Origin of the sequence: Streptomyces sp. NPDC050418, assembly GCF_044458745.1 — a bacterium.
Lineage (GTDB): Bacteria > Actinomycetota > Actinomycetes > Streptomycetales > Streptomycetaceae > Streptomyces.
This window is the reverse complement of the sequence record NZ_JBITIG010000003.1, coordinates 386310-399159: the sequence shown is the minus strand read 5'-3', so window position 1 is coordinate 399159 and position 12850 is coordinate 386310. Positions and strand designations below refer to the sequence as shown.

Below are 12850 nucleotides of genomic sequence, written 5' to 3'. Positions count from 1 at the left end.
ACCCCGGCTCGTGCACGCCGATGACCAGTCGGCTCACTTCTAACTGCGCCGGGTCGCGGAAAAGTGTCACACCCTGGGGAGAACTTTTTTCGCGGGCTTGCGGAGTGGGGTGAACGCGCAGGTCAGGGCAGGTTTGGGAACCCGTGGGGTGCTGCTCGGCCCGTGGGGCGCTCAGCTCGCGGAGGCGTCGTCCGTCGCGGTCGGGGACGGGTCGTTCGTCATCGTGGTCGGGGTGGGGTCGGGTGCCTCGGGAGCGCCCGACGACTCGGGCGGGGGTATCTCGCCCTCCCCGTCGCCGCCCGAGGAGCCCCCCTCCTCGCCGGAACCGTCGCCGTCCTCGTCACCCGAACCGCCGCCGCTGCCACTGCCGCTGCCGCCGTACTCACCACTGCTGCCGCCGCTGCCGCGGTCCTCGTCCTGCTCGAGCAGATCCGCGCAGAACTTGGCCACGCGCTCGGAGCCCTTCGCCGCGCTCACCAGCCGCTTGCGCCGGTCTCCGTCGAGCGGGCGCCCGGCCTGGTGGTCGCGGCAGCTCTGGACCATGCGGACGTACCAGTCGCCCTTGGACCAGTCGCCCTGCCTGTCCTCGCCGCGGTCGTCGTCCTTGTCCTCGTCCCGTCCGCCCTCGCTGCCGCCACCGGAGTCCGCGCCGCGGCCGTCACCGGACTCGTCCGGCTCGCCCGGCGTCGTGGACGGAGCGTCGGAGCCGTCCGGCGAGGTGATGTCGGGCAGCGGCGACGCGGGCTGTGCGCTCGCCTCGGCGGAGACCGACGTGGCGGGCGAAGGATCACCGCCCCCGAAAGGGGTCGGCAGCACTCCGGTGCCCGCGGCCACGGCGACACCGCCGATGGTGCACACGGCGAGCGCGGCCGCCACGCCGAAGCGCAGCGGGCGGCCCCAGATTGTGCGGCCGGGGGCGGCATGGGCGCCGCCCCGGCCCGTACGGCCCGGTGTGCCGGACGAGAGGCCCGGCTCGGGCGAGAAGCTGACGGCGGAGAGTTCGCGGGTGCCGTCCCCCGCGCGGACGCCCTGCGGCGCCCTGGCCGCGCTGCCGTGACCGGCCGCGCGGAAGGCGGCCAAGGCGGCGGCCTCGCCGGGCAGTTCGCCGGGGGCCGGTGCCGTGGACGGGCGTACGGCGTCGAGGGCGCGGGCGAGGCGGGTGGCCGGGTCGTCGCCCGGGTGGGCGCCGTCTGCCGGGGAGCCGTTCGGGCCGGCGTTGCTCCGGGAGCCGTCGGTCCGGGAGCCGTCGGCGTTCCGGTTCGCGTTCCGGTTGCCGTGCGCGCGGCGGGCGTCGTCGACGGCATCGAGAGGCTCGCCACGAAGCAATCGCTCCGCGGCGTCCTTCGTCAGCCACCGGTCGTACTCGTCCGCCATCACATGTCCTTCTGCGTCCGCATCCGCGAATGCGTCACACCGCCGGACCGGCCGTGCTCCGCATCGTCGGGACGTTCGTGCGTGACCCGGTCGTGCCCGCGCGGGGCCCGGGTGGGGTGTCCGGTGCGCTGGCCGGGCACGGCGTCGAGCGCGGAGCCGGACCGTGCCGCCCCGCGGCCCGCGGGCCGGCCCGCCGCGTGGCCCTCCGGCTGCTCGTCCGCTCCGAGCATTTCGGCCAGCCGCTTCAGGCCGCGGTGCGCCGCCGTGCGGACGGCGCCGGGGCGCTTGCCCAGCGTCTTCGCCGCGCTCTTGGCGTCGAGCCCGACGACGACGCGCAGCACCACGGCCTCGGCCTGGTCCTGCGGAAGCTGGGCTATCAGCGCCATCGTCTGCCCGGTCGCGAGGGCTTCCATCGCCTCGTCGGCGGTGTCCGACTCGCCCGGTGTGCCGGTGAGTTCGGTTTCGTCGCCGCCGATGACGGGCCGGCGCCCCCGCATCCGTATGTGATCGAGCGCGCGATTGCGGGCGATCCGCGCCGTCCAGCCGCGGAACCGGTCCGCGTCCCCCTCGAACCGGTCGAGGTCGCGCGCGATCTGCAGCCAGGCCTCGGACGTGATGTCCTCGGCCTCCAGCTCGCCGACCAGGGTGCGGACATAGCCGAGCAGCCGCGGATGCACCGCGCGGTACACGGCGCGGAACGCGGTCTCGTCCCCACCCTGCGCCGCGAGCACCGCGGCGGTCAGCTCCGCGTCATCCCCCAGCAATGCCTCATCCTGCCCATGTAGCAGCCCCGTGCGATCCAGCACGCTACGACGTCAACCCGTGCCCCGTCCATGTTTGTACAGCGTGCAACCAATGACTCACACAGTGCGGTGTGACAGAAAGCGCATGCGCGGCGCTGTACTGAATGTGGGCGGCTCCCCCCAAGGACCGCCCGCACACGGCGACAGCCGAAGGCCTCTCCTGTGGGGGGTGGCGGCCTTCGGCTGTTCGCTTGTGAGGTGGGCTTTCGGGGGTACGGGGCCGGGTCAGCCGTTGCCGTTCCCGTTCTGCCCCTTGGCGCTCTTGTCGCCCGGCTCGCCCGGGACTCCGGGCTCACCCCGGCCCTGATCATGATCCTGGCCCTCGCGCTTCAACACCCGCGCGCAGTAGTCCTGCACACCGCCCTCACCGCCGGCGGCCTCGGCCAGCCGCCGCCGCGAGGCGGACGCAACGGACTTACCGCTCCCGTCCACGCGGTCCTGCCCCTCCAGGAGGGTCCGGCAAAGAGAGCGCTCGCTCTGCTCGGATCCGGGCGGTACGGACGGTCCGCCGGGCGGTGCGGACGGTCCGCCCGGCTCTTCGCCCGGGCCGGAGGCATCGGCGGGGTCCGTCGGGACCGCCGAGTCCCCTCCCGCCTCCGGGCCGCTCACCGAGGGACCGGACGCGGCACCGGACTTCCCACCGGACCCGCCGCCCACGGCGACGGCCACCCCGCCGACGGTCAGCCCGGCGAGCACCGTCCCGAGCGCGGCGCGCCAGGCGAACCGCCGCACGGCGCCGCGCGGACGCCAGTCGTCCCGCCGCCGGGTCCGCGCCTTGCGGTGCGCCCCGCCCTCGCGGGCGGCCCGGAACGCCTCGACGGCCCTGCGCTCACCCGCCGCGTCGGCATCAGGCCGCGCGCCGCGGAAGAGCGCCCCGAGAGCGTCCTGCTCGCCCCGCGCGAACTCACCGTCGTACGCGCCCTCACCGCTGCCCCCGAAGGGGTACTGCCCCTCGAACTCCCCATCACCGGGGGAACCGGCCGCCGCCTTCATCACCCATCCCCAAGCGTGCGGGGCGCCGCGTCCGCCGCCCCATCCGTCACACCTTGTTCGGCCAGCCGCGCTGCCAGCCGCTTCAACCCTCGGTACGCGGCCGTCCGCACCGCTCCCGGCCGTTTGCCCAACACCCGTGCCACGGACGGACCGTCGAGCCCGACGACGACCCGCAGCAGGACGACCTCGGCCTGCTCCCGCGGCAACTCACCGATCAGCGCGAGCGCCCGCCGCGTGGAGAGCACCTCGAACGCTTCGCCGGCCGTGTCGCCAGGTCCCGGCATCTCCAGGAGCACATCGCCCTCGTACGCCACCTGCTGTGGACGCGTCTTGCGGCGGCGCAGCAGGTCGAGCGCGCGGTGGCGCGCTATGACCGCGGTCCACCCGCGAAACCCGGCACCATCGCCCTTGAACCGCCCGAGATCCCGCGCGATCTCCAGCCACGCCTCACCGGCCACGTCCTCGGCATCGTCACCGACGAGCCCGCGCACGTACCCGAGCAGTCCGGGCTGCACCATCCGGTACACCTCGGCGAAGGCGACCTCGTCCCCGCCTTGCGCCCGCAGGACGGCAGCCCCCAGCTCCTCGTCCCCGACCCGCGCCGCCTGCCCCAAAACGGTCCCAACCCACCCCTGCGACACCGCACACCGTGCCCGTGTTCCCCAGTGGGTACTGCGCCAGACCGTACGGAAACGTCACGCTCTCACGCAGACCCCCAGGTCCGGCGGAGCGAGGGCTCGATCGTGGCGCACGCGGGAAACCCCAACTCGTCCAGCAGCGCATCGAAGAGTTCCTCGACGAAGGTCTCGTGCGAGCACAGAAGCTCTTCGATCCGGGACAACCGCGCCGTGGTGGTCACACCGGCGGTGGCGGCCCAGGCCATCGCGCCCTCCGCGTCGGTCCGTACATCCCGCTCAAGCTCACGGCGCTTGTCGCGCGCCGCCTCCTCGAACTCCGGCCGTCGGGGGTCATCCCGGTCACGAGTGCCGTGTCGCTGTCGGAGACTTCTGCGACACAGGCCGGCGCTCGCGTCCAGCCGACCAGAGCGGCCAGCCAGTCGTCCTGCCAGGGGCAGCGTCTGCCGAATTGAAGCGTCCGCCATCCACCTGGGCGCGGCTCCCACTCCTGCGCGGTGTCCTGCTGTTCCCGACGTATGCCGTCGAATACGGGCGCGGCCAGCAGCGGACGTTCACTGCGTGCGAAGACCAGATGGCCTGAGAATCCCATGTCACCTCCTCGGGCGTGAGGTTCGCGTCCGGTGGTTCCGGTGTCAACCACCGGTGCCGGGTGCGCATGACCGCCCCTGGTTGCGGGTGGTGCCGAGCCTTCTGTCGATCAGCCCGCACACCCCGACTCCCGCCACCAGAAACGCGAGCAGTCCCGACAGGAGGGCGGCCTCCTCGTACGACGGGGGTGTCAGGCGGACCGCCATGGCGGCTGTGGCGGCCCCGGTGAGCGTTGCGCATGCGAGGCCGGCGCGCAGGGTGGTCGACGAGTGGGTGTTCGGCGGCGCCTCGCGTGCGGACCGGAGCAAGGCGAGTGCGGCCGTCAAGGCGCCCGCTGACAGGGACAGTGCGGGGGTTCCGAAGAGGAGGCCGTAGCGGATGGCCAGGGCCGGGAGGAAGAAGAGCGGGAGCCAGTGGGTGAGGGTGCCGAGGACGAAGGAGAGGAGGGGGGTTGGGGTGCGGGCCGGGCGCAGGCGGGGGGTTGCCGCGTGGAGGGCGAGCAGGGTGGCCGTGGCCGTCAGGGCGAGGGGGAGGCGGTCGTCGAGGCGGCCGAGGTTGTAGAGGAGCGCGGTGTCGTAGACGACCAGGACGAGGACGCCGAGCGCGCCCAGCCGGGCGATCAGGAGCAGCAGGCCGGGCACCGTGGCCGGGAGTCGCGCCGTGCTCGTGTCGCGTCGGGCGAGGTGCCGGAGGAGAAGGGGTGTCACCAGGGCCGAGGCCGCGCGGATGACGATGTCGTCGGTCGTGTACGGGTTGTGCAGGTCCCATTCGACCAGGCAGAACACCGTCGTGTACGAGACCGCCGCGAGCGGGAGCAGGGCCGAAGCGGCGACCCGGCGGTACAGGTCCGCGTCCAGCCACCGCACCACCGTCATGAACATCAGCAGGACGAAGGGGAGTTCCAGGAAGGCCTGGACGCGGAGCGCGGTCGGTGCGAGCAGCCAGGGGGCCGGGAACCGGTCGGCCAGGGACCGGAGGACGGGGTTCTCCGTTGCCAGGTCGAACCAGCCCGCGGGGAGGTGGCGCGCCACGAAGCCCGGGTCGCCGCCGTGTTCGCGCAACACGTAGACGGTGAAGAGGACTTGGTTGAGGTAGAGGAGGCCGGTCAGGAGCGCGAGCCATACGGCCGGGTTCGCGAGGCGGCCGCCCGTGGTGGCAGGCCGGCGGGCCAGGGCGCGGGGCCGGATCGCGAAGGCCGCCGCGACCGAGGCGACCACCAGGGCGTCCACGAGCAGGCGGATACCGCTCACACCGACGACGACTCCCCGCCCCTACGCATCGAGCAGTCCCCCGCCCAGCCCTGCGCCGGTCCCGGCCCCCAACTCCTCCAGAGTCACCACGAGATGCGCGGGCGGAGCCTCGGCCGTGACCGGCTTGCCGTAGGACGAGAACTGGAGTTCCTCGCCCGAGGCGAGGGTCGCGAAGCGGAGGTGGGGCGGGCCCGAGGCGGCGACGTAGAGCGCTGCCCTGGGGCCGTCCTTCGAGGTGAGGGGGATGACGCGGACGCCTCGCCGCTCGGTCGGCTTGCCCGCGGAGAGGCCCTTCGCCTCGAAGGGCAGGGACTTCTGGCCCACGGCGAGGTTGCACTGGCTCGTGAACGCCCCGTCGGGGTCCGGCATCTTGAGGTACTTGCCGCGGATCTTGTCCACGCGGGGCTTCACCCGGAGCTCGGTGGCGGGACCGCGGCGCCGCGCCTCGGTCAGGACCTCGGTGAGCGCCTGTGCGGTGTAGCGGATGTACACCGCACCCTCACCACTCCCCGCCGCCCCCTCGCCCGCCACCACGATGAGCTCCGCACGACGCATGGGCCCCCCGTCGTACGTACCGGAGCAGTTGCCCTCGCGGTCCATGAGCAGGGAGGTCTTCTCGACGCCCTGTGCGGTCGTGAGCCGTACGGACGTGGCCTCCTGGAAGAGGCGCAGCGACTCCGTGGCCAGCTCCGTGCCGGCCGTCACCGCCTTGCCGTGGGAGGACACGCCGCCGCCGCGCTCCCCCAGCCGCTCGGCCGGGCGCCCGTCCGCGCACGACACGAGCAGGCCCGCGGTCAGCAGCGTCAGTCCGGCGGCTCTCCACGCCAGCCTCATGTCCGTTCCCCCTCTTGTACGGGACCGTGACGGCCCCTCCATCCCCTACTGCGAGCAACCGGGCCCGACTGTCACAGTCGGGCCGCACTCACCCAAGCAGGGACACCTCACATGTGACTCCAGCCACATCCGCACAACCTCCTGCCCTCGTCGGGGGTCGTCCCCTCGCAGGTCTGCGACCCGAGGGACGGCTGTGACAGTTGCGCGGTTCCGCGCGCTGGACTGCATAAGGCCCTCGATCCGTCGGGGGCGTGAGGAGTCCCGAGAACTTTGCGAGGGGTGGGGGGCATTGAGCCCGCGGAACACTGAAGGTTCGAAGCATGCGCGCCAGACGCCGGCGAGCCATGGCTACAAGCCGCTGAGCATGAAGCGGCGGGCCTGGCTGACGCTGGGTGCCGTCGTGGCCGGCGGCGCGGGGATCGCCACGTACGCCGTGGCCGGTCCCGACGACGCGGCCGGCAAGGGCGAGCCGCGACGTCCGGCAGCCGTGCACACCGAGAAGCTGGAGTCGCTCGGCGGCGGCGCCAAGGGCCTGCCGAAGGAGTCCACCGAGCGGTTCAGCGCCGCGATGGTGACGTGGACCGACCCGGACGCCGCGCTCAAGGGCACCGCCGAGGTCCGTACCCGTGACCGAATATCCGGCGACTGGTCGTCCTGGCAGAAGCTGCCCGCCGAGGAGTTCTCGGCGGACGGCGAGGAGGCCGAGCGCGCCAAGGCACGCGGCGGTACGGCCTCGGTGTGGGCCGGTGACGCCGACGGCGTGGAGGTCCGTGTCGTCCCCAAGGACGGCTCGGCCGCGGCCCTGCCGACGGGGCTCGACGTGAAGCTGCTCGACCCGGGCACGACCCCGAAGACCGCGGCGCAGCCCGCGGCGTACGCGCAGCCGGTGGCGGAGACCACCCCGCCCGTCGAGTCGACGCCGGCCGTGGAACCGACCCCGGCCGACAGCACGCCGGCGGCGCCGAGCACCACGCCCGCCGAGCCGACGCCGTCCGCGGGGACCCCGACCGCCTCGGCGTCCACGTCGGCGTCGACGAGCGCCGAGCCGACCCGGGAGCCCTCCGATCCCCCGGTCGTGAACCCGTCGAAGGTCGTCAAGCCGCCGATCATCACGCAGGCCCAGTGGGGCGCCAAGCCGGCCCTTGAGCCGTCCGACTACGCGGACGACATCAAGGCCGCCGTCATCCACCACACCGGTGTCGACGCGGACAACGCGGTCACGTGCGACAAGTCGGCCGCGCGCGTGAAGACGATCCAGCAGGAGCACCAGGAAAAGGGCTACGACGACATCGGCTACAACTTCGTCGTCGACAAATGCGGCCAGATCTTCGAGGGCCGCAGCGGCGGCGTCGAGCTGCCGGTGATCGGCGCCCATGACGTGGGCTTCAACACGGGCACGTTCGGCATCTCGTACATCGGCAACTTCGAGAAGGCGGCGCCGACGCGCTCCGCCCTCGACGCGATGTCCCGTGTCGTGGCCTGGAAGTTCGGGATGTACGGCATCGACCCGACCGGGAAGGTGACGCTGACGTCGGGCTCCGACGACGCCGGCAGCAAGTACCAGAAGGGCGACCAGGTCACGCTGCCGCGGGTGTTCGGCCACATCGACACCTTCAAGACGCAGTGCCCGGGTCTGAACCTCATCCCGAAGCTCGGCCAGATCGCCTCGTTCGCGAAGCGCCCCGGCATCTCGCGCGCGCTGACCACCACCGACATCCGCCCCGTCACGGGCACGGCCCGTGACGGCATCGCCGACCTCGTGATCGGTGCCCCGCGCGGCTCCTCCGTCGGCCGGGTCATCGTGGTCCCGGGCCGTACGACGGGCATGACGGCCACCGGCCGGGTCACCCTCACCCAGTCCAGCGCCGGTGTCCCGGGCTCCTCGGAGACCGGTGACCAGTGGGGCGCCTCCACCGCCGTCGGCGACGTGAACGGCGACGGCTGGGGCGACATCGCGATCGGCGCGCCCGGCGAGGACGACACCCTCGGCCATGCGGACCGCGGCGCGGTCACCGTCCTGTACGGGCCGAACCTCAACTCCGGCCCGATGTACGTGCTCGGCGACAGCCACGAGCCGACGGGCGCCCGCCTCGGCGCGGCCGTCACGATGGGCGACTACAACGCCGACGGCAAGGACGACGTGTTCTCGATCGGCGAGGGTGTCGGCGCGCACGGCCTCTGGTACGCGGCGTACACCGGCAAGGGCGAGGGCGCGGGCGATCTCGGCTCGGCGCCGATCAAGTACTCCGACGCCACGAGCGGTGACTTCAACGGCGACGGGTACGCGGATGTCGCGGCCACCTTCGTCCGTACGGACACCGGCAAGGCCGAGGTGTACTGGTTCAAGGGCTCCCGCTCGGGTCTCGACCCGGTCGGCAAGCTGAACATCCCCGGCGGCCGCTCCATCGTCGCCGCGGACTTCAACAACAACGGCTACGACGACATCGTCATCGGCCAGCCCTACACCGCCGAGTCCGGCGCCCACTCGGGCGGCCAGGTGACGATGGTGTACGGCACGGCCACCGGCTTCTCCGGCGTCCGTACGCTGCACCAGTCCTCGACCGGTGTCCCGGGCGCCGCCGAGGCGGGCGACGCGCTCGGCTGGTCGGTCTCGGCCGGCGACTACAACGGCGACGGCTACGTCGACCTGCTCGCGGGCGCGCCCCGCGAGGACATCACGCGCACCACCGCCCGCAAGGACGCCGGTGCCACGTGGTTCTTCAAGGGCTCGTCCACGGGCATCAACGGCTCGGGCACGGTCGACATCAGCCAGGACACCTCCGGGATGCCGGGCTCCACGGAGACGAACGACCACTTCGGTTCGTCCGTCTCGGCCGGTGACTTCACCGGTGACGGCAAGGCCGACGTCGTGATCGGCGGCGAGGGCGAGGACGCGGGCGCGGGCACGTTCATCTTCGCCCCCGGCAAGACCACGCTCGTCCCGGTCACGGGCGGCATCTACAACGGCCGTACGCAGCTCGGCACTTCGGCGACGGCCCACATCGGCGACAACATGACGCCGTAGCGGGTCCCGCTCCAGGGCACGCACGAACGCCCGCCGTGCCACGCAGGAATGCGTGGCACGGCGGGCGTTGTCGTGTGACTGCTCTCGTGCGACCGCTTCGACGGGGGCCTCAGCCCCGCCCGCGCTCCCGCCGCGACACCACGGCCCGCAGGATCCGGCGGCCTTCCGTGGAGACGTCGAGGGCGCGGCGCAGGCCGTCGCCCTGGGCCAGGAGCTCCAGTACGGCGATCTGGCGCCGCAGTTCACCGGCGGCGAGCGGTCCGTCGCCCGAGGGGTCGAGGGTGCGGTGGATCTGCAGCGCGGCCGCGGAGCAGGCGTCGGCCCAGGGCCGCAGCCCGGGCCCGGACCGCTCGGCAGGCAGCGCGGCGAGCATGCGCAGCGTGAGCTCGGCGGCTTCCCCGTCGGCACCTTGGGCGGAGTCCCGCACCTCGTCCCGTACGGAATCCACCAGCGGCCCCCACGGCGCGCCCTCCGCGAGCGAGGACCACAGCGGACGCAGGGTGTCGTCCGGCGCGTTCAGCACCGGCAGACACCGGTCGAGACAGGCCAGACCACTCACCGCCAGCCCACGCTCGTCGCTCTGCGCGATCAGCTCCACCAGCCCCATGACGTCTCTCCGTTCCGGACGCTGCACTTCCCTTTACAGCGCCCGGCACACCGGAAACGTCACTGCCCCGGGAGAGCCGCGCCCCCGAAACGTCACTGCACCGCGGTCGGCGGGCTCAGCTCTCGGGAATCCCGACGCGCTCCAGGAACCGGAAGAACAGCAGCTCGGCGGAGGGATCCGCCGGTGCGTTGAGGACCGTCGCGATGTCGGCGGCCTGGACCGTGTAGCCCGCCTCCGCCGCCCACCCCGCCGCCCGCTCCGCCGCGTCCCGCGCGGGCAGGAACAGGTCGTCGGGCTCCTTGCCGTCCGCCTCAAGGAACGCGGCCATGGCCTCGCGTGCCAGGCACGCGTTCCACGCCCCGCTCTCGGGGCCCGCCGCCTCGACGGCGACGCACGCGCTGTCCATCACGAAACCGAACAGCGCGGGCGAACCCGTCTCGCGCGCGAGCGCCGCCATCGAACCGACCTCGGGCACGCCCGCCTCCCACACCTGCCAGCCGTCGGGCCGGCGCTCGTGCAGGGTCAGCCCTTCGCGTACGTCCGCGAACACCTCGCATTCCGCGAGGTCACGCTCAGCACGCCCGACGATGTAGTAGCCCCAGAACCCCATGCCTTACTCCCCGCCCACGAAGTCTTTGACGTGAATCCAACACATCTGCACGGGAGTTCGCCACCCAAAAGCACAGATGACCGCACGTCCGGAGGAGAGCATTACCCACAACGGCCCTGTCGGCGGGCCGCGGGATCCCGTACACAGCTGTGAAGTCAGGGACGCGTACGGTGGCCTCGGGGTTCTCGCGCGGGCGTTCTCAGTCGATGCGCTTGCACAGGTCGTCGACCGAACCCGCGTACATCTTCAGGGTCTTGTAGCCCGTCGCGCTGATGTCGAGCGTGTACAGACCGTCGATGAGGTACAGGCCGCGCGGCAGGGTGCCGCCGTTCTCGCCGAAGCCGACGAACACCGGGCCCGCCACCTTCCAGTGCTGCGAGCCGTCGGAACCGTAGGTGATGAGCGCGCTGCCGCTCGCGTCCGCGTCGTATGTGCTGCCGGTGTCCTTGTTGGTGAGGCGGATGACCAGATCGCCCTTGTACGCCTCGGTCCTGGCCGAACCGTCGGGGTTGGTGGCCACGACCCGCTTCACGACCTCGTCGACGACGGGCTCCCCGTGCACCGCGACATCGCAGCGCGCGCCGGCGGCGGTGTCCCAGGGGGCGGAGGGCGCGGGAACCCAGCCGCCGCCGGTGGTGGCGGCGAGGGCGAGCGCGGTGGCTGCGGCGACGAACATGAGGACCTCCAAGTGCGGTACCGGATGGGCAGGTCCAGCCTTGCGACCGCCCCTGACCACTTGCTCACCACCGCCCCGCGCCTACGCTCGTACGCCATGGACTTCCAGCTGCTCGGCCCCTTCGAGGCCCGTCACGAGGGCCGTCCCGCCCTGGCGGGCGTCCGCCGGCAGGAACGGCTGCTCCTGGCCGTGCTGCTGCTCGACGCGGGGCGCGCCGTGCCCGTGGACCGGCTGGTCGAGCTGCTGTGGCAGGGCAGGCCGCCCGGCTCCGCGCGCGGCACCGTGCACACGTACATCGGCCGGCTGCGCGCGGCACTCGGCCCGTCCGGGCTGCGGCTGACCACGTACGACGACGGCTACCGCATCGAGCGCGACGAACACCGCGTAGACACCGGGGAGTTCACCGGCCTGATGGACCGGGCGGCCGCGGCGGGCGATCCGGCGCACCGCGTGGAGCTGCACGACCAGGCGCTCGCCCTGTGGCGCGGCCCGCTCCTGGACGGTCTCGCCGACGAGCCGCTGCGCGGACGGCTCGGCTCGGTGCTCGCCCAGCTGCGGCTGACCGCCCTGGAGCGGCGGGCCGAGGACCTGCTCGACATGGGCAAGCACCATCGCGTGGTGGCCGACCTCCTGCCGGAGCTGCGCAAACGGCCGCCGCGCGAACGGCTGGTGGCCGCGCAGATGACTGCGCTGTACCGGTGCGGGCGCGCGGCCGAGGCGCTCGACCTGTACCAGGAGACGCGTACCGCCCTCGTCTCCGAGCTCGGGCTCGAACCGGGCCCGGACCTGCGCGAGCTGCAGGCCCGGATGCTCGCCGCCGACCCGCGTCTCGACCGCCCGCCGGGCCCGGTCTACGCGGTGCGGGTGCGCGAGGTGTGGCTGCCGTGGAACACCAGCGGCCATCCCGCGCTCGAATTCTGCAATACGTACGCGGGGTGGGGCTCCCCGTCGCGGCCGGGCTCGGACTGGCTCACCCGGTACGCCTCGCTCGCCGTGTGGGCCGGGCACCTCGGCCTCGCGGACGATCCGGTCGTGGACCGGCTGCTCGCGGAGGCCGAGCGGCATCCGGGGCCGGCGGACGAGGTGCTCGGGGAGGCACGGGCTCTGCGGGCGGCGCTGTACGCGTGCCTCAGCGGGTTCTCCGGGGCCGACCCGAATGGCGCGGCCACCTTCAAGACGGTCGCGGCCGTCGCCGAAGAAGCCGCCCGCCACGCCGAGTTCACCCGCGGCCCCGACGGCCTCGGCCGCTGGAACATCACCCCGGCCGCGGGCCTGCGCCTCCCCCTGCTCGCCGCGGCCCACAGCGCGGCCACCCTCCTCGCCTCACCCCAGGTCCACACCCTGCGGATCTGCCCCGGCAAGGACTGCGGCTGGCTCTTCCTCGACGAGTCGGGGCGGCGGCGATGGTGCAGCCTGGGGACTTGCGGGGCGCGGCGGCCCGCGCCGTGAGCT

At 73.1% G+C, this 12850-nt stretch carries 12 protein-coding genes; 2 read left to right on the top strand and 10 right to left on the bottom strand.

The genetic code is table 11. The features are described 5' to 3' along the window. Nucleotides 1–171: 171 nt before the first annotated feature. The 7 genes from ACIBI4_RS09260 to ACIBI4_RS09230 all read right to left on the bottom strand — a co-directional run bounded on the left by ACIBI4_RS09260 (nt 172) and on the right by ACIBI4_RS09230 (nt 6480). Nucleotides 172–1374: a hypothetical protein gene (locus ACIBI4_RS09260; RefSeq protein ID WP_399203024.1), complete on the bottom strand. Its 1203-nt coding sequence runs from the start codon at nt 1372–1374 to the stop codon at nt 172–174. Beyond that, complete coding sequence (locus ACIBI4_RS09255; RefSeq protein ID WP_399203023.1) at nt 1374–2138, bottom strand: RNA polymerase sigma factor; 765 nt, start codon at nt 2136–2138, stop codon at nt 1374–1376. Before ACIBI4_RS09255 ends, ACIBI4_RS09260 begins: the two co-directional genes overlap by 1 nt. A gap of 264 nt (nt 2139–2402) precedes the next feature. Next, nucleotides 2403–3170 carry a hypothetical protein gene (locus ACIBI4_RS09250; protein WP_399203022.1) on the bottom strand — a complete coding sequence of 256 codons (768 nt, stop codon included), beginning with the start codon at nt 3168–3170 and terminating at the stop codon, nt 2403–2405. Further along, nucleotides 3170–3784: an RNA polymerase sigma factor gene (locus tag ACIBI4_RS09245; RefSeq protein ID WP_399203021.1), complete on the bottom strand. Its 615-nt coding sequence runs from the start codon at nt 3782–3784 to the stop codon at nt 3170–3172. Before ACIBI4_RS09245 ends, ACIBI4_RS09250 begins: the two co-directional genes overlap by 1 nt. An 89-nt stretch (nt 3785–3873) precedes the next feature. Next, on the bottom strand, nt 3874–4053 hold the full coding sequence (locus tag ACIBI4_RS09240) for a hypothetical protein (protein WP_399203020.1): 180 nt from the start codon (nt 4051–4053) through the stop codon (nt 3874–3876). A 387-nt stretch (nt 4054–4440) separates the two neighbouring features. Then, the gene (locus ACIBI4_RS09235) at nt 4441–5646 is read right to left on the bottom strand and encodes a hypothetical protein (RefSeq protein WP_399203019.1); all 1206 of its coding nucleotides are present in this window, start codon (nt 5644–5646) and stop codon (nt 4441–4443) included. A 21-nt stretch (nt 5647–5667) separates the two neighbouring features. Then, complete coding sequence (locus tag ACIBI4_RS09230) at nt 5668–6480, bottom strand: hypothetical protein (RefSeq protein ID WP_399203018.1); 813 nt, start codon at nt 6478–6480, stop codon at nt 5668–5670. A gap of 364 nt (nt 6481–6844) precedes the next feature. Between ACIBI4_RS09230 and ACIBI4_RS09225 the strand changes: the two genes are divergently transcribed. Further along, nucleotides 6845–9505: an FG-GAP-like repeat-containing protein gene (locus tag ACIBI4_RS09225; RefSeq protein WP_399203017.1), complete on the top strand. Its 2661-nt coding sequence runs from the start codon at nt 6845–6847 to the stop codon at nt 9503–9505. Nucleotides 9506–9614: 109 nt separating this feature from the next. Here ACIBI4_RS09225 and ACIBI4_RS09220 read toward each other — a convergent pair whose 3' ends face one another. From ACIBI4_RS09220 to ACIBI4_RS09210, 3 genes are all read right to left on the bottom strand, one after another. Next, the gene (locus tag ACIBI4_RS09220; RefSeq protein WP_399203016.1) at nt 9615–10112 is read right to left on the bottom strand and encodes a hypothetical protein; all 498 of its coding nucleotides are present in this window, start codon (nt 10110–10112) and stop codon (nt 9615–9617) included. A gap of 115 nt (nt 10113–10227) precedes the next feature. Further along, nucleotides 10228–10722 carry a hypothetical protein gene (locus ACIBI4_RS09215; protein ID WP_399203015.1) on the bottom strand — a complete coding sequence of 165 codons (495 nt, stop codon included), beginning with the start codon at nt 10720–10722 and terminating at the stop codon, nt 10228–10230. Nucleotides 10723–10921: 199 nt separating this feature from the next. Next, nucleotides 10922–11398 (bottom strand): hypothetical protein, encoded by a 477-nt coding sequence (locus ACIBI4_RS09210; protein WP_399203014.1) that lies wholly within the window; start codon nt 11396–11398, stop codon nt 10922–10924. A 96-nt stretch (nt 11399–11494) separates the two neighbouring features. Here ACIBI4_RS09210 and ACIBI4_RS09205 point away from each other — a divergent pair, with 96 nt between their 5' ends. Beyond that, a complete protein-coding gene (locus ACIBI4_RS09205; protein ID WP_399203013.1) occupies nt 11495–12847 on the top strand; it encodes a BTAD domain-containing putative transcriptional regulator in 1353 nt (450 codons plus the stop codon). Nucleotides 12848–12850 lie beyond the last annotated feature (3 nt).